The organism is Micropruina sp. (genome assembly GCF_047606665.1).
Taxonomy (GTDB): Bacteria; Actinomycetota; Actinomycetes; order Propionibacteriales; family Propionibacteriaceae; genus Micropruina.
On sequence record NZ_JASGEF010000068.1, the window covers coordinates 61552 to 83702 of the forward strand.

Here is a 22151-nt window from a genome sequence, read left to right on the forward strand (position 1 = left end):
GCTCAGCCCTGGGGCTTGAGCAGCGGGAACAGGATCGTCTCGCGGATGCCGGCACCGGTGAACATCATGATCGTGCGGTCGATGCCGAGCCCCATGCCGCCCATCGGCGGGGCACCGAACTCCAGGGCACGCAGGAAGTCCTCGTCCAGCTGCATGGCCTCGGGGTCGCCCGCGGCGGCCTTCAGCGATTGGGCGACCAGGACGTCCCGCTGGATCACCGGGTCGATAAGCTCGGAGAAGCCGGTGCCGCGCTCGACGCCGCCGATGATCAGGTCCCAGGCCTCGACCAGCCGGGGATCGTCGGGGTTGTTCCGGGCCAGCGGCTGAGCGATCGCCGGGTAGCCGTGGACGAAGGTGGGCTGCACCAGGGTCGGTTCGACGATCTCGGCGAACAGCTCCATCACCAGCTTCTGGTCGGTCCAGGCCGGGTCGTACTCGATGCCGCGGGCGTCCGCGATGCTGCGTAGCCGCTCCAGGGTGGTGTCCGGGGTGATCTCCTCGCCCACGGCGTCCGACAAGCCCGGATAGACGCTCAGCCAGGCCCATTCGCCGGTCAGCTGTACCTCGCCGGCCGGCGTCCGCACCGATTCGACGCCGAGTTCGGCAGCGGCGTTCACGATCAGGTCGCGAGTCATCGCCGCGATGGTGAACTGGTCGCCCCAGGACTGGTACGCCTCGAGCATGGTGAACTCGGGTGAGTGCGAGGAGTCCACGCCCTCGTTGCGGAAGATCCGGCCCATCTCGTAGACCCGGTCGACGCCGCCGACGATGGCCCGCTTCAGGTAGAGCTCGATCGCGATCCGGAGCGTCATCGGGATGTCGAAGGCGTTCAGCCGGGTGTGGAACGGACGCGCCGCCGCGCCGCCGTGCACCAGCTGCAGGATCGGGGTCTCCACCTCCAGATAGCCCTGGTCGCGCAGGGTCTGCCGGATCGAGCCGACGATCGCGGCGCGGGTGCGCACCATGTCGCGGGCCTCCTGGCGGGCCACCAGGTCAACGTAGCGCTGCCGCACCCGGGTCTCCTCGCCGAGGTCCTTGTGCAGGGTCGGCAGCGGACGCAGCGCCTTGGACGCCATCCGCCACTCGGTGGCCAGCACCGACAGTTCGCCGCGCCGCGACGAGATCACCCGGCCCTTGACGAAGACGAAATCGCCGAGGTCGACGTCCGCCTTCCAATCGGCCAGACGCTGCTCGCCCACCTCGGCGAGCGAGATCATCACCTGCAGCCGGGTGCCTGAATCGGACGCGGTGAAGCCGTCCTGCAGGGTGGCGAAACAGAGCTTGCCGGTGTTGCGGACGAACACCACCCGGCCGCCGACGCCGACCACGTCGGAGGTTTCCTCACCGGTGGCGAGATGGCCCCACTGGGCGTGCACCTCGGGGGCGGAATGGGTTCGGTCCACGCTGATCGCGTACGGGTCGTTGCCGGCCTCGATCAGCCGGGCGCGCTTCTCGCGGCGCAGGCGGAGCTGTTCGGGCAGGGCAGCGTCATCGTCGGGCGTGGTCACCGCAGGATTGTAGCGAGCGCGGGCGACCGGTCAGCGCAGCAGATCGCCCAGCACCGAGCCGAGCTTGGTGCCGATGCACAGGCTGGCGAAGGTGGCCATGGCCGTCGTGAGCGCCCGCGCGTCGGCGACGGTGAGCGCCACCAGGGCGACCGAGCCGGGCACCAGCAGCAGAAAGGCGGGCAGGAACGACACCATGGTCGGGATGCCCGCCTCGCGCTTTTCCAGAATGCGGGCCAGCAGCAACACCACGCAGGACGTCGCGCCGGTCGCCACGATGCCGCCCAGCGGCGGGGTGAGCAGGACGAGCAGGGTGTAGGTAAGCGCCATCACCCCCACGATCAGCCCGGTCAGCGCACCTCCGGCGGCGAAGGCGAGCCCGACGCCGATGCCCAGCACCACGATGCCCACCCAGGACACCCACAGCGGCGGCAACGCACCCCAGCCGGTGGCGTCCGTGGCCAACCCCGGGACATCGCCGACCAGTGCGGCCGAGCCGGCGTCCAGATGCAGCCCGGTGAGATTCGCACCCGCCGCGATGCCCGCCGCCATGAAAGCCAGCACGACAACGCCGTAGACCAGTCTTGCCGAACCGGTCAGGATGTCGGTCGCGGTGAGTTCGAGCAGCCCGTTGGTGATCAGCGCCCCCGGAACCAGCACGGCGATCGGTGCGCAGACGGCCAACAGTGGCACTGAGCCCAGTTCCAGCCGGGTGGCCGCCAGCCCCAACAGCGCCGTGGAGAACAGGCTGGCCAGGAACGGTGCCAGCGCGGTGGCGCCGCGGACCCGTTGCAGCAGCACGATCAGCAACCCGACCAGGCCACCGATCACCAGGCTGACCAGGATCGCCCACCACGGGCAACGGAACAGCACCGCCAGGCCACCGGCGGACAGCACGCTGCCGAATGCCCAACGGGCCACCGGATGACCGGCGACCTCGGCGCGGATCTCCTCCATCCGGGCATCGGCCTGCGACAACGGCGTGAGCCCGTCGCGCAGCTCGCGGACCAGCCGGCCGACCCGTCCGGATTGCCGGAACGACAACTCGCTCTCGGCTCGCGGCATGAGCATCGCGGCGCCGGTGGTGCGCCGGGTGACGATCACCAGGTCGGGCAGCACGCCGATGCTGATGTCCTGCGGCAGTTCGGCCGCGCGGATGTCGTCCAAGGTGTCGCGTACGTCGGTCACCGAGGTGCCGGCGTCCAGCAGCAGCGCGCCGAGTCGTCCGAGCACCAGCGCCTCGTCGGTTCCGGCGGGCTCAACTCCGCCCAACACTGGCGGCGGCGCGGTTGTCATGGTGTCAGTGAACCCTCTCGGCGCTCACTCGGGCACGCGGACGCGCGGGACCTCAGTCGGACGCCGATTCCACCTGGACCTCTGCGCGATTGCCGGACGTTCGGGTGAACCGCCACCGGTCGACCCGGCCGAGCGCGTCCAGCAGGGTGCGGTCGTGGGTGACGATCAACAGGGTTCCCGCGTACTCGGCCAGGGCGTCCTGCAGCTGATCGATGGCAGCAGCGTCCAGGTGGTTGGTGGGCTCGTCGAGGACGACGACGTTGACTGCGCGACCCTGCAACAGCGCCAACGACGCGCGGGTGCGCTCCCCCAGGGACAGACTGGCGCAGGGCCGGGTGACGTGTTCCGCGCCGAGCCCGAATTTGGCCAGCAGGGTCCGGACGGCGCTCGCGTCCGTCTCGCCGAGGGTGGCGGCGACGGCGTCCAACAGCGGAGCGGCACCGGAGATCTCGTCGCGGACCTGGCCGAGCGTGCCGAGCGCCACCCGTGTACCCCAGCTCACCCGTCCGTCGACGACCCGGCCGTGACCGAGGATCGCCTCGAGCAGCGTGGTCTTGCCCGAGCCGTTGTCACCGAGCAGGGCGACCCGCTCGCCGCGAACCACCTGCGCGCTGACCGGTCCGACGACGAAGTCGCCGTTGCGAGCCACCACCCGGTCGAGGGTGAGCACCACCTCGGACGAGGGCGCGGCCTCGGCGATCGTGTAGCGCAGCTGCCATTCCTTGCGCGGCTGCTCCACCTCGTCGAGGCGTTCGACGGCGTCCCGGACGCGGGCGGCACGCTGATCCATCCGGCGGGCCCGGTCCTCCCGGTGCTTCTTCTCCAGCTTCATGCCCGGCCCGAGCTTGGCGGCCTTGGCCCGTCCGGTCCTCGCCCATTCGGTCTTGCGGCGGGCCTGTTCGGCCAGCGCGTCGCGCTTATCGGCGTACGCGGTGTAGGCGGCTTCGGCCCGCTCGCGGGCCAGCCGCTTGGCCGCGCGATAGTCGCTCCACCCGCCGGTGTAGTGGTTGACCTGCTGCTGGATCTCGTCCAGTTCCAGCACCGAGGTGGCGACGGCGTCCAGGAAGCCGCGGTCGTGGGACGCGATCAGCACCGGCGAGCGCAGCGTCCGCACGAACTCGGTCAAGGCATCGAGGCCGCGGGCGTCCAGATTGTTGGTGGGCTCGTCCAACAGCAGCAGGTCGTAGCGGCTGACCAGGATGGACGCCAGCGCGGCCCGCGCCGCCTGGCCGCCGGAGAGGGTGCCGAGCGGGCGGTCGAGATCGACTTCCAGGTCGAGGCCGGCCAGCACCTCGGCCAGCCGGGCGTCCAGGTCGGTGCCGCCCAGTGCCAGCCAGGTCGCCAGGGCATGGTCGTAGCGGTCGGCCGGGTCCGCAGACCCCGGCATTCGGGATGACCACGGGAGCGGGGATACCGAGCGATTGGGGGATGACGAGGCGTGCCGGGGCGACGGTTGCTCCATGACAGCTTCCGGAGCCGGCACAGCCTCGCCGGCCAACGCGGCGGCGGCGGCCTCGAAGGCGTCCTGGGCCAGTCCGACCCCGGTGCGGCGCCGGGCGTAATCGAGGATCGTCTCGTCCGGTGCGGGCGGCTCCTGGGGCAGGTAGCCCAGGGTGGCGTCCGGTGGTGCGAACCGGACGGCGCCGGCGTCCGGAGCATGCAGGCCGGCGACGATCCGCAACAGCGTGGTCTTGCCGGCCCCGTTCGGGCCGACCAGCGCGGTCACGTCGCCGGGGGTAAGCCGCAGGTCGAGGCCGGCGAACAACGGCCGCGCGCCGAACGATGCGGCGACGCCGGAGAGGAAGAGGGATGCGGGCATGACGAACCTTCGATCGCTGGTAGGAGCGGGGCGAGAAGGTGTCAGTTCGTCACAGGAACCAGGGTGCCCGAAGGCACGCCCATGAATCAACCCAGCGCGGTCCGGGCGGTCCCACTTGACTGAGTGAGTACTCACTCATACACTCGCCGTCGTGAGCAGAGCACAACCGATGACCCCGGACGAGCGACGGCGGGCCCTGATCGAGGCGACCCGCCCACTGCTGCTCGAGCACGGGCTGACCATCACCACCCGGCAGATCGCCGAATGCGCCGACGTCGCCGAGGGCACCATCTTCCGCGCCTTCGGCACCAAGCAGAGCCTGATCGAGGCCGTGGTGGAGGACTGCTTCGCGCCGGCACCGGTGATCGCCGCGATCGACGCGATCCCCGCGGAGTTCGATCTGGAGGATTCTGTGACCTGGATGGTAAAGATCCTGCAGGCCCGCATTCACCAGGTGCGCTCGCTGATGGCGGCGATCAGCCCGGGGCAACCGCATGGCAAGCGCCTACGTCCGCCGCACCGGGACTTCCACCAGGCCATCGACGAGGCGCTGTCCCGTATCCTGGCGCGTTTCGACGACCAACTCACCGTCGGAACCCCTACCGCCTGCTGGGCCATCTCGGCGATGGCGTTCGCCGCCGTCATGCCGCTGGCCGACCACCCGGACGCCGCCGACCCCCGGCAGATCGCCCGGCTCATCCTGCACGGCATCGCGATCGGAACAGAGGACACCGCATGCTGATCCGTATCCTTCGCGACTATCTGCGGCCCTACTACGGGCAACTCGGCTTCGTCGTGCTGCTGCAGCTGGTGGCCAACGCCGCCGCGCTCTACCTGCCCACCCTGAACGCCCGGATCGTCGACGACGGCATCGCCACCGGCGACACCGGGCTGATCCTTGGCCTCGGCGCCCTGATGCTGGGCATCACCGTGGTCCAGATGACGGCCCAGGTCGCCGCGGTCTGGTTCGGCGCCCGCTCCGCGATGGCGTTCGGACGCGACCTGCGCGCCGCGATCTTCGCCCGCACCCTCGACTTCTCGGCCCGCGAGGTCGCCAGGTTCGGCGCGCCCAGCCTGATCACCCGCACCACCAACGACGTCCAGCAGATCCAGCAGCTGGTGATGATGACCGCGTTCATGATCGTGGCGGCCCCGATCATGATGGTCGGCGGCATCATCATGGCGCTGCGCGAAGATCCCGGACTGACCTGGACGATCGCGGTCGCCGTGGTCATTCTGGGCGTCCTGATCGGCGCGATCGTCAGCCAGATGATGCCGCTGTTCGCCACTCAGCAGGTGCGCATCGACACCATCAACCGGGTGCTGCGCGAGCAGATCTCCGGCCTGCGGGTGATCCGGGCCTTCACCGCCGAGCCGCGCGAGACCGACCGCTTCGCCGTCGCCAACGCCGAGCTCACCGACACCGCCACCAAGGTCGGACGCCGGATGATGACCCTGTTCCCGACCGTCTTCTTTGTGATGAACGTGTCGACCATCGGGGTGACCTGGTTCGGCGCCTTCCGGGTCGCCGAGGGCTACCTGCAGACCGGTCAGCTGCTGGCGTTCATCCAGTACCTGATGACCATTCTGATGAGCGTGATGATGGCGACGATGATGCTGATGATCGCGCCCCGCGCGGTGGTCAGCGCCCGCCGGATCGCCGAGGTGCTGGACACCGACTCCTCGGTGGTGCCGCCGGCCAACCCGGTCCGCACCGTGCAGGAGCACGGCCGGGTCGAGCTGCGCGACGTCGAGTTCAAATATCCGGGCGCCGAGCAGCCGGTGCTGACCGGCATCGACCTGCAGGTGAAGCCCGGCGAGACCACCGCGATCATCGGCTCCACCGGTTCCGGCAAGACCACCCTGGTCAGCCTGATCCCGCGGCTCTTCGACGCCACCGGCGGCCAGGCGCTGGTCGACGGCGTGGACGTCCGCGACCTGGAACCCGACCTGCTCTGGTCGCGGATCGGGCTGGTGCCGCAGAAGCCGTACCTGTTCAGCGGCACCGTGGCGTCCAACCTGCGCTACGGCAAGCCGGACGCCACCGACGCCGAGTTGTGGGAGGCGCTGGAGACTGCGCAGGCGGCCGACTTCGTCCGAGCCATGCCGGAGCAGCTGGACGCCCCGATCGCCCAGGGCGGCACCAACGTCTCCGGCGGCCAGCGGCAGCGGCTGTCCATCGCCCGAGCCCTGGTCAAGAAGCCCGACATCTATATCTTCGACGATTCGTTCTCGGCGCTGGACGTGGTCACCGACGCCCGGCTACGGGCTGCGTTGGCGTCCGAGACCGCCGACGCCGGCGTGCTGATCGTCGCCCAGCGGGTCTCCACGATTCGCGACGCCGAGACCATCGTCGTGCTCGACGACGGACGCATCGTGGGTGAGGGCAGCCACGACGAGTTGCTCGCCGACTGCCCCACCTACGCCGAGATCGTCGCATCCCAGTTCAAGGCCGAGGAGGCAGCAGCATGAGCCCGCAGGCACCGAGGACCCCAACGCCGGACGCCCCGGCCAGGGCGAATCCGCGTTCGCCGCACGCGGCGCAACAGCGGCGCGGCATGGGCCACGGCCCGATGCAGGGACTGAGCTCGTCGGAGAAGGCGGTCAGCTTCGGCGCGTCGTCGAGGCGGCTGCTCGGCATGATGCGCCCGGAACGCACCCTGATCGTCGTGGTGATCGCCATCTCCGCGCTGGCCACTTTGGGCAACGCGTTCGGTCCGGCGATCCTGGCGCAGGCGACCGACCTGATCTTCGCCGGGGCGACGAGTGGCGGCATCGACTTCTCCGCACTGGGCAAGGTGATCCTCGAAGCGCTCGCGGTGTATGTGGTGTCCGGGCTGGTGCTGTGGTGGGCCAGCTTCCTGATCAACGGCATGGTGCAGCGCACCGTGTACCGGATGCGCGACCAGGTGGCGGCCAAGCTGCACCGGCTGCCGATCACCTATTTCGACGGGCAGCCGCGCGGCGAGCTGCTCAGCCGGGTGACCAACGACATCGACAACATCGCCCAGTCGTTGCAGCAGACCCTGGCCCAGATGCTGACCAACATCTTCACCGTGATCGGCGTTCTGGCACTGATGCTGTGGCTGTCGCCGCCGTTGGCCCTGGTGGTGCTGATCTCGGTGCCGTTGACCGCGCTGGTCACCGCGCAGGTGATGAAGCGGTCGCAGCGCCGGTTCGTCGATATGTGGCGCTCCACCGGCGAGCTGAACGGTCACGTGGAGGAGGCGTTCACCGGCCACGCACTGGTCAAGGTGTTCGGACGGCAGCGCGAGGTGGCCGCCGGCTTCGCCGCCAAGAACTCCGAGATGTACGAGTCGTCGTTCCGGGCGCAGTTCATCAGCGGCATCATCATGCCGGCGGTGTTCTTCATCGGGAACCTCAGCTACGTGGCGATCGCGGTGATCGGCGGCATCTGGGTGGCGGCCGGAACCATGACCCTGGGCGCCGTCCAGGCGTTCATCCAGTACGCCCGGATGTTCACCCAGCCGATCACGCAGCTGGCCTCGATGACCAACCTGCTGCAGTCGGGGGTGGCGTCGGCCGAGCGGGTGTTCGAGGTGCTGGACGCCACCGAGCAGTCGGTGGACGCCACCGCGCAGCTGCCCGAGCCGTTGCAGGGACGGGTGGAGTTCGAGCATGTGGCGTTCTCCTACGATCCGGCGAAACCCCTGATCAGCGACCTGTCGCTGGTCGCCGAACCGGGTTCGACGGTGGCCATCGTCGGGCCGACCGGCGCCGGCAAGACCACCCTGGTGAACCTGCTGATGCGGTTCTACGACACCGACGCCGGCCGGATCACCATCGACGGTGTCGACATCGCCGACGTCCCGCGGCGCGAGCTGCGGGAGAACATCGGCATGGTGCTGCAGGACGCCTGGCTGTTCGGCGGCACCATTCGCGACAACATCGCCTACGGACGCCCCGGCGCCACCGATGCGGAGATCCGGGCCGCCGCCGAGGCCACCTTCGTGGACCGGTTCGTGCACTCTCTGCCCGACGGCTACGACACGGTGATCGATGACGAGGGCTCGAACGTGTCGGCCGGTGAGAAGCAGCTGATCACCATCGCCCGGGCGTTCCTGTGCGATCCGGCGATCCTGATCCTGGACGAGGCCACCTCATCGGTGGACACCCGTACCGAGCTGCTGGTGCAGCACGCCATGCAGGCGCTGCGCGGCGGCCGGACCTCGTTCGTGATCGCGCACCGGCTCTCCACCATCCGCGACGCGGACACCATCCTGGTGATGGAGGACGGCGCGATCGTCGAGCAGGGTTCGCACGACGCCCTGCTGGAACACCGCGGTGCCTACCACCGGCTGTACCGGTCGCAGTTCGCCGGTGGCCTGGACGACGAGGACGAAGCGGCATAGCAGGTCCGTCCCGTGGTAGGCGGGGACAGACACAGACCCTCGGCCCACTCGTCGGTTGGGAGGGATAGGGTCGCCGGGTGATCAGCGTGGTGGGTGCGGCGATCGTCCGGCATGGATGCGTGCTGGCCGCTCGACGCAGCTACCCCGCCGCCGAGGCGGGCCGCTGGGAATTCCCGGGCGGGAAGGTCGACGCCGACGAGGCACCTGAGTCCGCACTGGCCAGGGAGATTACCGAAGAGCTCGGCTGCACGGTCGAGGTCGTCCGCTGGCTGCCGGGCACCAGCGCAGGCAGTGACCGTGGACGCGGGTTCGAGTTGCGGGTGGCGGTGTGTGCCCTGGTCGCGGACGAGCCGTCCGGCATCGAGCACGACGCGCTGCGCTGGCTGGGCCCCGAAGAACTGGACGCCGTCGACTGGCTCGAGCCGGATCGTCCATTCCTGCCCGAACTACGGGAATTCCTGCTGGACGGGGAGGATCTGCCCGGCGGGAATGTCGGCGGCGCCGTCCGGATCGGGTCGACAGTGCGGCGCCCGACCGGGCCGTGGACGCCCGCCGTCCATGCCCTGCTCGCCCACCTCGCTGAGGCCGGACTGCCGGCCGTCCCCCGTGTCCATGGCATCGACGCGCGGGGACGCGAGGTGCTCGACTACCTGCCCGGCCGGGTGATCGACGTGAATGCCGAGATGCTGACCGAGGCGCAGTTGGCTTCCCTCGGCGGCTGGCTGCGGACGTTGCACGCGGCGGCGTCCGGCTTCGACGACGACGGTCCGTGGCGGTTCTTCGGGGTGGACGCGCCGACGCTGATCACCCACAACGACGTCGCCCCGTACAACGTGACCTTCGACGGCGACCAGGTGGCCGGGGTGTTCGACTGGGACCTGGCCGGGCCGTCCCATCCGGCCTGCGATCTGGGCCACACGGCTTGGACGGCGATTCCGCTGTTCCGCCCGATCCCCGAGGCCGAGGCCGCCCGACGGCTGCGGATCTTCGCGGACGCCTACGGTACCGACCCGTTCACCGTGCTGGACGCCGTCCGGCCCCGCGTCCAGCTGGCCATCGACGGCATCCGCGAGGCCGTCCGCCGCGGCAACCAGGGCATGATCAACCTGGCTGCCCAGGGGGAACCGGAACGCACCGAGCGGGCCTTGGCCGGCTTTCTGGCTCGCTGGGACGCCATCCGCGACCTGCTCTGACCCACGTCCGCGGCTGCCGGGTGGCCTAGGAGGCCCTGTCAGGTCAGGAGTTCGGGGCGACCAATTCCAGGCTGCGGACGGCGGCCGGCCGATCGACCGCGGACGACACCAGGATCAGTTCGTCGGCACCGGCGTGGACGGCGAAGCGACGCAGCCAGTCCCGCACCTGCGGGCCGGTGCCGACGCCGGTGTAGCGCAACATGTGGTCGACCTGGGCGCCGCCGGGGCCGTCCAACAGCATCTCGACATCATCGTCGGTGAGTGTCCGGCCGCGGGCCAGGAAGGTCTTGACCCGTGCTCGCCGGGTCCGTTCGAAGAGCCGCCGGGCCTCGTCCTCGTCGTCGGCGGCGATCACCCCGGCTCCGGCGATCACGTACGGTTCCGCCAGCTGCGCCGAGGGCCGGAAGTCGCGTCGGTACAACTCGACCGCGGGCTCCAGGGCGTCCGGGGCGAAATGGGACGCGAACGCGTACGGCAACCCGAGGGCAGCCGCCAGCTGCGCGCCGAACAGCGACGAGCCCAGGATGAACAGCGGCACCCGCGTGCCGGCGCCCGGCGTGGCGGCAACCCCGGTCACGAGCGACTCGCTGAGGAAGCCCTGCAGTTCCTGGACGTCGGAAGGGAACATGTCCGCGGCACCGGGGGTGCGGCGCAGCGCCCGCACCGTGGTCTGGTCGGTGCCGGGAGCCCGGCCGAGGCCGAGATCGATGCGGTCGGGATGCAGTTCGGCGAGCGTGCCGAACTGTTCGGCGATCACCAGCGGCGCATGGTTGGACAGCATCACCCCGCCCGCGCCCAGCCGGATCGTCGATGTATGCGCCGCGACATGCGCGATCAGCACCGCGGTCGCCGACGAGGCGATGGTCGGCATGTTGTGGTGCTCGGCGTACCAGACCCGGCGATAGCCCCAGCGTTCGGCGTTCTGGGCCAGCGCCACGGTGGCGGCCAGCCCGTCCGTGACGGATTCGCCGCGCAACACCTGAGCCAGGTCGAGAATCGAGAGCGGGGCGTCGGGCAGCGCAGTCGCATCGGTCACGACCGGGTAACAGTGCGCGGGGCGGAGAACATTCCCGAAGAGGTTCGGCCAGCCCACAACGCGGCACCGCCCGTCAGCTGGCGACCGATCTTCTGGGTCGTTCGCCTCGTCCGCCTCGGCCGGGCGCCAGATCGGTCGCCATTCCGCGGCCACCGGGCGCCCCGACGAGCCGGGACCGGGCGGCAAGAAGGGCGCCGGCCCGACCGGACCGGCCGTCGGACTTCAGCGGGTCTATCGGGCGATTGTCCGAAATCGACCCCAGAGACGATCGGGCCGCGCCTTCTGCCCAGTCTCCGGGAGGCATGCCCCGACGTTTCGGATGTCAACTCTGGGGTCGATTTCAGACTGATCGAGAGTAGGGCCAATAGGGTTGTGCCATGGCCGTGATCGATCTCAACGCCGACTTGGGGGAATCGTTCGGCTCGTGGCGGCTCGGCGACGACGAGGCGATGCTCGAGATCGTCACCAGCGCCAACGTGGCCTGCGGGTTCCATGCCGGCGATCCGCTCACTCTGCAGCGCACCTGTGAGCTGGCAGCGCGTCGCGGCGTCCGGATCGGCGCGCAGATCTCCTACCGCGACCTGGCCGGTTTCGGACGCCGCTTCCTCGACTGCTCCGAGGCCGAGCTGCGGGCCGACGTGCTCTATCAATTGGGTGCGCTGCAGGCGATGTGCCTTGTCGCGGGCACCTCGCTGGCCTACGTGAAACCGCACGGCGCCCTCTACAACACCGTCGTGCACCACCAGTCACATGCCCGCGCGGTGGTGTCGGCGGTCGCCGCCTACGATTCGTCGCTGCCGGTGCTCGGTCTGCCGGGCGGCGTCCTGCTCGAGCAGGCGCGGGCCGAGGGCCTGCGCACCGTGACCGAGGCCTTCGTCGACCGCGGCTACACGCCGGCCGGCACTTTGGTGCCGCGCGGCCAGCCCGGCGACCTGATCCACGACCCAGACGCCGCCGCAGCCCGCGTGCTGCGCATGGTGCGCGACGGAGTGATCACCGCCGTGGACGGCACTGAGGTGGAGATGCATGCCGAATCGCTCTGCACGCACGGCGACTCGCCCGGCGCGGTGGCCATGGCCCGGCGGGTGCGCGAGGCGCTCGTCTCGTCCGGTGTCGAGGTCCGGGCCTTCGCCTGATGGACGGCCGGCTGCTGCCCTGCGGCGAGCGCGCGGTGCTGATCGAGGTCGACGACCTGGACGCCGTGCTCGCGCTGCGGGCCGCACTGGCGGAGCGGGCCGGGCACGGCGATTTCGCGGCCGTTCGCGATGTGGTGCCGGCAGCGACCACCGTGCTGCTCGGCGTCGACGGCCCGAGCGCGCCGCCACGGGTGCGGGCTGCCGCGTCCGCTCTGCTGGCCGAGTTGGACGACACCCCGATCGCGAGCGGACGGATCGAGCCGGTCGAGATCGGCGTCCGCTACGACGGCGAGGACCTGGCCGAAGTCGCCCGGCTCACCGGTCTCGACCCGGCGTCCGTGATCGCCGCGCACACCGGCAGCGAGTGGACCGTCGCCTTCGGCGGCTTCGCACCCGGCTTCGCCTATCTGGTCGGGGGGGACGACCGGCTGCATGTGCCCCGCCGCGCCGAACCCCGCACCCGCGTCCCCGCCGGAGCGGTGGGCCTGGCCGGTCCGTTCAGCGGGATCTATCCGCGTCCCTCCCCCGGCGGCTGGCAGCTGATCGGCCGCACCGACGTCGAACTGTGGGACGCCGACCGTGAACCGCCGGCGCTGCTGCAGCCCGGCGGCCGGGTCCGCTTCCGCGATCTGGACGCCGACCGACCAGGACCGGACGCAATCGGCGGGCCATCGTCCCCGTCGATCGAGGCGGGCGCCATCGCCCCCATCGAACGGTCGAACGAGTTCCCACGGGAACAGATTCAGCCGGGTCTCGACAAGCTCGACCAACGAAACCCCGCTCAGCAGACAGTGGCACAGCCAGGTCTCGATCACCGAAAACTTGCTCCTGACAAGGGAGACCAGCATGGCCATGCCGTCCGATCCGGGCTGACGGTGCTCGTCACCGGACCGCTGACCCTGCCGGTCGACGAGGGGCGTCCGGGGTACGCCGCGCTCGGGGTGGGCGCCTCCGGGGCCGCCGACCGGGCGTCTTATCGGCTCGGCAACCGGCTGGTCGGCAACCCGCCGGGACTACCGTCGCTGGAGATCACCATGGGCGGGCTGGCCGTGCGGGCCGAAGAGACCTGCCTGATCGCGCTCACAGGTGCCGACTGCGCGCCGGTCGTCGACGGACGCCGGGTCACCCATGGCGGACCGGTCTACCTGCGTGCCGGACAGGAGTTGCGGCTGGGCCTGCCGACAGCCGGACTGCGCACCTATCTGTCCGTGGCCGGCGGGTTCGACGTGCCGCTCGTCCTCGGTTCGGCCAGCACCGACACCCTCTCCGGCGTCGGGCCGAGCTGCCTGTATGCGGGCGACACCCTCGCCGTCCGGCGTCCGGAGGCCCCGAGCTTCCTGACCGTGGAGAGCACACCTCACCCGCTCCTACCGGACGCCGAACTCCTCCTCGACGTGCTGCCGGGCCCGCGCGCCGATTGGCTAGCCGAGCCGTCCGCCCTGGTCAGGCAGCAGTGGCGGGTGTCCGATCGCAGCGATCGGGTCGGCGTCCGGCTGCTCGGGGACGCCCTGGCGCGGCATCCGTCGGTGTCCGGACGCGAACTGCCCAGCGAAGCGATGGTGCGCGGCGGCATCCAGGTGCCGCCGGATGGGCGTCCGGTCGTCTTCGGCGTCGACCATCCGGTGACCGGCGGCTATCCGGTGGTCGGCGTCCTCACCGAGGCCGCCAGCGATCTGCTCGCCCAGGCCCGGCCGGGCGACCGGGTCAGCTTCCGCCCTCGGGGGTGGTGACCGATCGCGCGATCCGTGACCGATGTCAGGATCGGTAGTTGACGGCGTCCCACACCCCGAGCAGATATTGGATGCCCAAGGCCCGGTCGTACAACCCGTAGCCGGGACGCGGTTTGTTGGTGGTGTTCTCGTTCCACAGATGCCGGCCGTGGTCGGGGCGGATGTAGCCGGTGTAGCTCGCTTCGGCGTAGGCCTTCATGATGCCGACGGTGTCCACGTCGCCCTCGCAGGCCCGGTGGCCGACCTCGGTGAAGTCGCCGTTCGGGAAGTGCTTGATGTTGCGGACGTGCGAGAAGTGGATCCGGTCCAGGTAGGTCTGCACCGCCTCGACCGCCCGCGGCGCCTGCGCGGGATTGGCCGAGAACGAGCCCAGGCACAGGGTTAACCCGTTGTACGAACTGTCGTTCAAAGCCAGCACGGTGCCCAGATCGTCCATCGTGGAGACCACCCGCGGCCAGCCGAACAGGTCGAACGGCGGGTCGTCGGGGTGCACGCCCAGCTTGACGTCGTACTGCTCACAGGTCGGGATCACCGCGTCCAGGAAGTACTTGTAGCAGCGATACATGTCCTCGTGGGTGACGCCGGCGTAGGCCTCGTTCAACTCGCTGAAGCTGGCCAGCCGCTCCGGTTCCCAGCCGGGCAGGGTCAGTCCGCCCGAGTTGGCCGCCATGTCGGCGATCAGCTTCTCCGGCGTCATCTGGTCGACGACCGCCTTCTCGAAGTACAACGCGGTCGAGCCGTCCGGCAGCGGATGCCACAGATCGGTGCGCAGCCAGTCGAAGACCGGCATGAAGTTGTAGCAGACCACCTTCACTCCGGCCCGGCCCAGCCGCTCCAGGGTGGTGATGTAGTTCGCGATCGCCTCGTCGCGACTCACTCCGAGCACGGTGCGGCCGAGTTTGATCGATTCGTGCACGTTGACCGATTCGACCACGTCGGCGTCCAGCCGCCTGGTCACCCCACGAGCGGCGTGCGCTGGAGAAAGCTTGGTGATCCGAGCGATCTCGGCCGCGATCTCGGCTTCTTCCCAGACCTCGCCGGCCTGCTTGCCGTGCAAGCTCCAGACGATCGTCTCGACGCCGGGAATCTGCCGGATGTCGTCCAGCGACACGGTGTCGTTTCCCTCGCCGTACCAGCGAAAGCCCATCTTCATCGTCGTTCTCCCCCGTCAAACACCGGACGCCGGCCAAACGCCGCTCAGCACACCCGTTGCCGCACCTGTTCGAGCACGGCCCGGCGCTGCTCGGCCGTGCCGGTGTCGAGCAATGCGACGATCTCGTCGCTGACCAGCTGCACCCAGGATTGGGCCGGGCTGTACCGCCAGGCGCGTCCGTCGAGTTCGCGGAGCAACTGGCCCTTCTTCGCCAGCCGGTCCATCACCGTCATCACCGTGGTGTAGGCGAGGGCGCGCTCGTCGGCGAGCGCTGCCTGGACGTCGCGCACCGACAGTGCTGTGGGGCGCTCCCACAGCACATCCATCACCGCCTGTTCCAGGTCGCCGAACACGGGCATGGATGCATCCTAATCCTCAATCGACGGACTACGACGGGTTGTAGTACAACTCGTGTCGGGGTCGTCTGCCACGGCTGTTCACCAGCCGGGCGTCGGGACCGGCTCGGCGCGAGCGTCGAGTCGTCGCCGGGCCGAGTCTCGAGCCGCTCCAAGCGGCAACGTGGACGGGGTCAGCGGGACGCGATCCGTCCGGCGTCGACGGCGGCCGGCGCGGCGGACCGCGGTCACGCCGGCGGCGGCACAACTGTCGCAAGGACGGGGTACATTGCCGGCATGGATCCGGTCACACTCGCGCGGTGGCAGTTCGGCATTACCACGGTCTATCACTGGTTCTTCGTCCCCATCACGCTGGCGCTGTCGTTCATCGTGGCGATCTTCCAGACCATGTGGGTCCGCTCCGGCAACGACAAGTATCTTCGGCTGACCAAGTTCTACGGGAAGCTGTTCCTGATCAACTTCGCCATGGGCGTGGTGACCGGCATCGTCCAGGAGTTCCAGTTCGGGATGAACTGGAGCGAGTACTCCCGCTTCGTCGGCGACATCTTCGGCGCCCCGCTGGCGTTCGAGGCGCTGCTGGCCTTCTTCATGGAGTCGACCTTTCTCGGCCTGTGGATCTTCGGCTGGGACCGGCTGCCGAGGAAGATCCACCTGGCCTGCATCTGGGCGGCCGCGATCGGCACCAACCTGAGCGCGATCTTCATCCTGGCCGCCAACTCGTTCATGCAGAACCCGCAGGGCGCCGTCTACAACCCGGTCACCGACCGGGCCGAGATGGCCGACTTCGGTGCCGTGCTGACCAATCCGGTGATGCTCTGGGCGCTGCCGCACGCCCTGATGGCGGCCTGGCTGACGGCGTCCGCGCTGGTGCTCGGGGTCTCCGGCTGGCAGCTGGCCAAGCTCAATCGCGCCCCTGCGGCCGGGGGCTCGACCGACAGCGGGCCCGCGGACGGCGAGGCTGAGCCGGTCTCCGACCAGGCGGACGCCGCGGCGTCCGATCAGTCGTCGACCCCGCGCAAGACTGCTGACAACTCGATCGCCGCGCATCGGTTCGCGGCCACCTTCGCCGCGATCGCGATGCTGGTCTCGGGGGTCGGCCTCACCCTGACCGGGGACGAGTCCGGCAAGATCATGACCGAGGTGCAGCCGATGAAGATGGCCGCCGCCGAGGCTCTCTACGAGACCGCCGGCGGCAACGGCACCGGCGCCCCGTTCTCGGTCTTCACCATCGGCTCGCTGGACGGCTCGAAGGAGATCTTCGCGCTCACCGTGCCGAATCTGCTGTCCTTCCTGGCCACCGGCACCTGGGACGGCGAGGTGAAGGGCATCAACCCGCTCAAGGAGGCCCACGAACAGGGTCAGCTGGTCGATCCGGACAACACCCTGCAGCAGGCCTACGCCGAGCACATGCGGGCCTGGGGAGTGGAGAGCGCGACGCCGATCATTCCGGTCACCTACTGGAGCTTCCGCTTGATGATCGGTCTGGGCATGGCGGCGTTGGCGGTGTCCGTGCTGGCGCTGTGGCTGCTGCGCAAGGGCGGGCTGCCGCCGAACCGGTGGTGGTGGACGGCGCTGATGGTGCTGGTGCCGCTGGGCCCGCTGTTCGCGAACTCGTTCGGCTGGATCTTCACCGAGATGGGACGCCAACCGTGGCTGGTCTCCGGCGTGCTGCCCACCATGGCCGGCATCTCGCCGGGGGTGACAGCCACCGAGATCCTGATCAGCGTGATCGGCTACACCCTGGTCTACGGGACGCTGGCCGTGATCGAGGTGAGGCTGATGCTGAAGTACATCCGGCTCGGGCTGCCTGAAGTGGAGCCGGTGACGCAGGTGACCGATGACGACGACGTCCTGTCCTTCGCCTACTGAGAGGGTGTGCTGAGATGACTCTGGAACCCACCACCCTGCAACTCGTCTGGTTCGGCCTGATCGCCGTGCTGTGGATCGGCTTCCTCGTCCTGGAGGGGTTCGACTTCGGCGTCGGCATGCTGATTCCCTACCTGGGCCGCAACGACAAGGAGCGGCGCGTCCTGATCAACACCATCGGGCCGGTCTGGGACGGTAACGAGGTCTGGCTGCTGACCGCCGGCGGGGCGACCTTCGCCGCCTTCCCCGGCTGGTACGCGACGCTGTTCTCGGCGCTGTACCTGCCGTTCTTCCTGATCCTGATGGCGCTCATCGTGCGCGGCCTGGCCTTCGAGTACCGGGCGAAGCGACCCGAGCAGTCCTGGAAGTACCGCTGGGACCGGGGTGCCTCGATCGGTTCGTTCGCGGTACCGCTGATCCTCGGCATCGGCTTCTCGAATTTCATCATCGGGCTGCCGGTCGCGCCCGCTGAGGGTCGCCCCGGCGTCCATGTCTTCACCGGTGGCTTCTGGTCGCTGTTCCATCCGTTCGCGCTGCTCGGCGGGGTGGTGCTGGTGGCACTGTGCCTGCTCCACGGCGCGATCTTCCTGGCCCTGAAGACCCGCGACGAGGTGCACGAGCGGGCCAAGGCGTTCGCCGAGCGGATCGGCCTGGGCGTGATCGGTGGCGGCGCCGTCTGGCTGCTCTGGTCGAACCTCGCCTACAGCACCGGGGCGTCGGGTTGGATCCTGATGGTCGTCGCGGCGGCCGGACTGGTGCTGGCCTGGTTCATGGTGCGCGCCGACCGCGAGGGCTGGGCTTTTGTCGGCACGGCGGTGGCGACCGCGGTGATCGCGATCGGCATCTTCCTGCGGATGTACCCCAACCTGGGCTTCGACAACTCCGCCGCACCGGACAAGCCGCTGAACATCCTGTCGGCGTCCGCCAGCGAAATGACGCTGACCATCATGACCTGGGCTGCGGTGATCTTCGTGCCGCTGGTGCTGGCCTACCAGGCCTGGTCGTACTGGGTGTTCCGGCGCCGGCTGAGCACCGTGAACATCCCCGACGACCATCCGGAGACCACCCCGGTAGGGTGACCCGCGCTGCCGTCGGCGGATGCGCAAGGATGGAGCGGTGAGCACCGCGTCCGGGACGTCCACCCGCCGGGGGTCGGCGGGGTCCGCCCGCCGGGGACCGTTGGATCCGCGGCTGCTGCGGCGAGGCCGGGACACCCTGCGCTATCTGATCGCGGGCGTGGCCGTCGGGTCGGTGACCGCGGTGCTGACCATCGCCCAGGCCTGGGCGTTGTCGCTGGCCTTGGGCGAGATCTTCGAGACCCGGACGCTGGGTGTGCTGTCCGTGGTGGTGCCGACGCTGATCGCGGTGTTCACCGGTAAGGCGGTGCTGGCCTGGCTGAACCAGTGGCTGGCCCAGCGGGCCTCGGCGGCGGTGAAGTCCCGGCTGCGCCGCGACGTGCTGGCCGCCCGGCTGGCCGATCCGGCGCGCCCGGAGCCGTCGACGGCGTCCCTGGTCACCCTGCTCACCCAAGGTCTGGACGCCCTGGACGGCTATTACTCCAAGTACCTGCCGCAGTTGGTGCTGGCGGTCACCGTGCCGCTGATCATCGGCGTCGCGATCCTGACCTCCGATGTCACCTCGGCGATCATCGTGGCGGTCACCCTGCCGCTGATTCCGCTGTTCATGGCGCTGGTCGGCTGGACCACCGAGGCGCGGACCCGGAAACGCTGGCGGGTGCAGACTCGGCTGGCCGGGCACTTCGCCGATCTGGTCGCCGGGCTGCCGACCCTGCAGGTGTTCGGACGGGCCCGTGCCCAGGCCGAGGGGTTGCGCCGATCGGAGGCCGCGCACCGCGGCGAGACCATGGCGACGCTGCGGATCTCGTTCCTTTCGGCGCTGGTGCTGGAGCTGCTGGCCAGCCTGTCGGTGGCGATCGTCGCGGTGGCGATCGGCTTCCGGGTGGTGTTCCACGAACTCGATTTGACTACGGCGTTCTTCGTGCTGATCCTGGCCCCCGAGGTGTATCTGCCGGTGCGCCAGGTCGGCGTCCACTACCACGACGCCGCCGACGGGATGGCGGCCGCCGAGTCGGCCTTCGCGATCATCGAAGCCGCCGAAGCCCGCACCGACGGCGCCGCCGAGCCCGCCGCACCGGTCGCGTCGCCGGTCGATTCGTCTCCGGACGAGGCCGCGGCGCTGCTGCGGATCAGCGGCCTCACCGTCCGCTACCCGGGTTCGGATCGCCCGGTTCTGAACGACGTCGATCTGGAGGTGCGCACCGGTGAGCTGGCGGTGATCACCGGCACCACCGGGGTGGGCAAGACCACGCTGCTGCATGCCCTGATGGGCTTCGTCACACCGGACGCCGGGTCGTTCCTGCTCGACGGGATCGAGACGGACGCCGCCACCCGCCGGGCCCGGATCGCCTGGGTGGCGCAGAGCCCCGGAATGATCACCGGCAGCATCGCCGACAACGTCCGGCTGGGTTGTCCGGACGCCACCGACGCCGACGTCCGGAACTCCCTGCGGCTCGCGGCCGGGGCCCGGCTGGACCCGGATCGTGGCGTCGGCGACGACGGCGAGGGTCTCTCGGCCGGGGAACGCCGTCGGGTCGCGGTCGCCCGAGCCGTGCTGCGGGTCGCCCACGGACCGGCCGATCTGCTGGTGCTGGACGAGCCGACCGCCGGCCTGGACGCCGCGACCGAATCCGCCCTGCTGGACGCCCTGGCCGGCCTGGACGTCACCATCGTCGCGGTCTCCCACCGGCCGGCGGTGATCGCCCGCGCGGACCGCGTCCTGCGCCTCGGCTGACCGCCGACCCTCGCGCTGGCTGGGGAGGGTCGGGTCAGGCCCTAACCCACCAGTCGAGCATCACGTCCACGTCGTCGGTGTCGGAGACCACCTCGATGAAGACCTTCTGCCTGCTGAACGTCCAGGCGACCCGGCCGCCGCCGCCCTTGGCGGCAGAGCCGAGCTTGCCCGTGGCCGTCTTTTCCTTGCCACTGAACCAGTTGCTGAGCGCCGGCGGCCGCCTCCAGTTCGTGCTGATCGCACTCTTGGCCACTCCCGCTCGGGAGAAGAAGCCATCCATCAGCGCGGTCAGGTCCTTCGTGCTCTCGGCCCAGCGCACGGTCACCGTGGCGTTCCCCTTGAGCATGCCGTCCGGGTTCGCGGTGCAGCGGAAGGCGAACCGCCGGGTGTCGCTGGGGTCGAGCTGGCAGGTGCTGACCACCACGGATTTGCGCAGGTAGACCGCCCATGCGCACTGGGTCTTCAACAGATCGCGAGGGCAGGCCATCGACATGGCGGAGGGCTCCGGCGTCGGGCTGTCGCTCGGCGCCGTGCTCACCGACGGGGACGTGCCCGTGCTACCCGACGCCGACGCTGGGCCGCTGACCGAAGGCCGCTGCGAGCTGGGTGCGACGATCGTGGGTGCCGGAGCGGCGCTGCCGCTGTCCGGGCGCAGGAACACGTACCACCCGATCAGGCCGAACACCAGCAGGCCGGCCAGGAGTCCGATCAGCAGCGGGAGCAGGTTTCGCGCACCGCCACCCGGTGGCGGGCCGCCATACCCACCGGACGGCGGCGGGCCGCCGAGGCCGCCACCCACAGGCCCGTAGGGACCCGACGAACCATAACCTGAGGCATCGGCGCGGTAGGCGGGAGCGTCCGGGCCGCCGGACCGCTGCCCGTACTGCGGACTTCCCGGGTAGCCCATGAGAGGGTTCTGCGCCGTCAGCGGCTGGGTGGGCGGATACGGCGGCGACGGATACGGCGGCGACGGATACTGGGCGGTCTGGTCCGCCGGCGGATATTGGCCGGTCGGCAGCGGCTGGGTGGGATCCCGCTGCCAGTCGCCCGCGCCACCAGGCTGTGGCCGACCGCCGGGCTGCTCGGGGACTCCGCCGGCGGGTGCATTCGGGGACTGGTTCATGGCACGCAAGGGTAGCTATCGCCCGGTCATGTCCGGCCGCCGATGAGCTCGTGCATCGCCTCGAAGACAACCTGCGTCTAGGGTCCTAGACAACGAGGAGCACTGCATCGGCGGCTAACCCACGGTTAACCCCGGCGTCTATCCTGCTGCCATGACAGCGGCGCGGTCGGCGGACGTCTCTGGCTGGCGTTGGCTGATCCGGCTGGTGCCGGGCGCGACCGGACGGACCGCGCTGGCCACCCTGCTGGCCTTCGGCTCGGCCGCCTCGTCGGTGGCGCTGATGGCGGTGTCGGCCTGGCTGTTGTCGCGGGCCGCGGAACATCCTCCGGTGCTCTATCTGCAGGTCGCCGCCATCGGCGTCCGGGTGTTCGGCATCACCCGCGGCCTGTTCCGCTACCTGGAGCGCCTGGTCAGTCACGATGTAGCGCTGCGGCTGCAGAGCGCGCTGCGGCTGACCACCTATCGGCAACTCGCCAGCACCACCATGCTCGGCGCCCGCCGCGGCGACCTGTTGACCCGGGTGATCGCCGATGTCGAGGCGGTGCAGGACCTGGTGGTCCGGTTCGTGGTTCCGGTGATCTCGGCGTCCCTGGTCATCGTCGCCACCTCGGCGGTCTTCGCCGTATTGTCGCCGGCCACCGCGCTGGTGCTGCTCGGGTCGGCGGTGCTCGGCGGCGTCGTCGTGCCCGCCCTGGCCCAGCGGGTGTCACGCCGCTGGGACGCCGCCGCCGCGCCGGCCCGCGGCGCGCTGGCC

17 protein-coding genes are annotated in these 22151 nt (G+C 70.0%); 10 read left to right on the forward strand and 7 right to left on the reverse strand.

All coding sequences use genetic code 11. The annotated features are described in order from the left end of the window. Nucleotides 1-2 precede the first annotated feature (2 nt). Genes lysS through QM619_RS16430 form a run of 3 tightly spaced genes read right to left on the reverse strand, consistent with a single transcriptional unit; the run spans nt 3 to nt 4620 of the window. The gene (lysS, locus tag QM619_RS16420; protein WP_415111254.1) at nt 3-1508 is read right to left on the reverse strand and encodes a lysine--tRNA ligase; all 1506 of its coding nucleotides are present in this window, start codon (nt 1506-1508) and stop codon (nt 3-5) included. A 30-nt stretch (nt 1509-1538) separates the two neighbouring features. After that, on the reverse strand, nt 1539-2801 hold the full coding sequence (locus QM619_RS16425; protein ID WP_415111257.1) for a threonine/serine exporter family protein: 1263 nt from the start codon (nt 2799-2801) through the stop codon (nt 1539-1541). 52 nt (nt 2802-2853) lie between these two features. Next, on the reverse strand, nt 2854-4620 hold the full coding sequence (locus QM619_RS16430; RefSeq protein WP_415111260.1) for an ABC-F family ATP-binding cassette domain-containing protein: 1767 nt from the start codon (nt 4618-4620) through the stop codon (nt 2854-2856). Nucleotides 4621-4771: 151 nt separating this feature from the next. On the opposite strand from QM619_RS16430, the gene QM619_RS16435 reads away from it, so the two are divergent. From QM619_RS16435 to QM619_RS16450, 4 genes are all read left to right on the forward strand, one after another. Further along, nucleotides 4772-5362, forward strand: coding sequence for a TetR/AcrR family transcriptional regulator (locus QM619_RS16435; protein ID WP_415111263.1), 591 nt, complete (start codon nt 4772-4774; stop codon nt 5360-5362). Beyond that, nucleotides 5356-7092: an ABC transporter ATP-binding protein gene (locus tag QM619_RS16440; protein ID WP_415111266.1), complete on the forward strand. Its 1737-nt coding sequence runs from the start codon at nt 5356-5358 to the stop codon at nt 7090-7092. The genes QM619_RS16435 and QM619_RS16440 overlap by 7 nt, the downstream gene beginning before the upstream one ends. Next, nucleotides 7089-8993, forward strand: a complete 1905-nt coding sequence (locus QM619_RS16445) for an ABC transporter ATP-binding protein (RefSeq protein WP_415111269.1) — start codon at nt 7089-7091, stop codon at nt 8991-8993. Before QM619_RS16440 ends, QM619_RS16445 begins: the two co-directional genes overlap by 4 nt. Before the next feature lie 77 nt (nt 8994-9070). Continuing rightward, nucleotides 9071-10186, forward strand: coding sequence for a phosphotransferase (locus QM619_RS16450; protein WP_415111272.1), 1116 nt, complete (start codon nt 9071-9073; stop codon nt 10184-10186). Nucleotides 10187-10229: 43 nt separating this feature from the next. On the opposite strand, the gene QM619_RS16455 is transcribed toward QM619_RS16450, so the two are convergent. Beyond that, nucleotides 10230-11222, reverse strand: a complete 993-nt coding sequence (locus QM619_RS16455; RefSeq protein ID WP_415111275.1) for an LLM class flavin-dependent oxidoreductase — start codon at nt 11220-11222, stop codon at nt 10230-10232. 377 nt (nt 11223-11599) lie between these two features. Here QM619_RS16455 and QM619_RS16460 point away from each other — a divergent pair, with 377 nt between their 5' ends. Together QM619_RS16460 and QM619_RS16465 are read left to right on the forward strand one after the other, a co-directional pair. Then, complete coding sequence (locus tag QM619_RS16460) at nt 11600-12358, forward strand: LamB/YcsF family protein (protein WP_415111278.1); 759 nt, start codon at nt 11600-11602, stop codon at nt 12356-12358. Continuing rightward, nucleotides 12358-14088 (forward strand): 5-oxoprolinase/urea amidolyase family protein, encoded by a 1731-nt coding sequence (locus tag QM619_RS16465; RefSeq protein ID WP_415111281.1) that lies wholly within the window; start codon nt 12358-12360, stop codon nt 14086-14088. Before QM619_RS16460 ends, QM619_RS16465 begins: the two co-directional genes overlap by 1 nt. A gap of 25 nt (nt 14089-14113) precedes the next feature. Here the strand turns inward: QM619_RS16465 and QM619_RS16470 are convergent, their stop codons facing one another. Further along, entirely contained in the window at nt 14114-15241 is a 1128-nt protein-coding gene (locus tag QM619_RS16470; RefSeq protein WP_415111284.1) for a mannonate dehydratase, read from the reverse strand. Between the two features lie 44 nt (nt 15242-15285). Further along, complete coding sequence (locus QM619_RS16475; protein WP_415111287.1) at nt 15286-15600, reverse strand: BlaI/MecI/CopY family transcriptional regulator; 315 nt, start codon at nt 15598-15600, stop codon at nt 15286-15288. Nucleotides 15601-15873: 273 nt separating this feature from the next. On the opposite strand from QM619_RS16475, the gene QM619_RS16480 reads away from it, so the two are divergent. The 3 genes from QM619_RS16480 (at nt 15874) to cydD (ending at nt 20274) form a co-directional block, all read left to right on the forward strand. Beyond that, on the forward strand, nt 15874-17466 hold the full coding sequence (locus tag QM619_RS16480) for a cytochrome ubiquinol oxidase subunit I (protein ID WP_415111290.1): 1593 nt from the start codon (nt 15874-15876) through the stop codon (nt 17464-17466). A 14-nt stretch (nt 17467-17480) separates the two neighbouring features. Then, on the forward strand, nt 17481-18542 hold the full coding sequence (gene cydB, locus QM619_RS16485) for a cytochrome d ubiquinol oxidase subunit II (RefSeq protein WP_415111293.1): 1062 nt from the start codon (nt 17481-17483) through the stop codon (nt 18540-18542). 136 nt (nt 18543-18678) lie between these two features. Beyond that, a complete protein-coding gene (cydD, locus tag QM619_RS16490; protein ID WP_415111305.1) occupies nt 18679-20274 on the forward strand; it encodes a thiol reductant ABC exporter subunit CydD in 1596 nt (531 codons plus the stop codon). 34 nt (nt 20275-20308) lie between these two features. Here the strand turns inward: cydD and QM619_RS16495 are convergent, their stop codons facing one another. Then, nucleotides 20309-21397: a hypothetical protein gene (locus QM619_RS16495; RefSeq protein WP_415111296.1), complete on the reverse strand. Its 1089-nt coding sequence runs from the start codon at nt 21395-21397 to the stop codon at nt 20309-20311. 151 nt (nt 21398-21548) lie between these two features. Between QM619_RS16495 and QM619_RS16500 the strand changes: the two genes are divergently transcribed. After that, nucleotides 21549-22151, forward strand: a 603-nt coding sequence (locus QM619_RS16500; protein ID WP_415111299.1) for an ABC transporter transmembrane domain-containing protein, incomplete at its 3' end; no start/stop codon positions are given.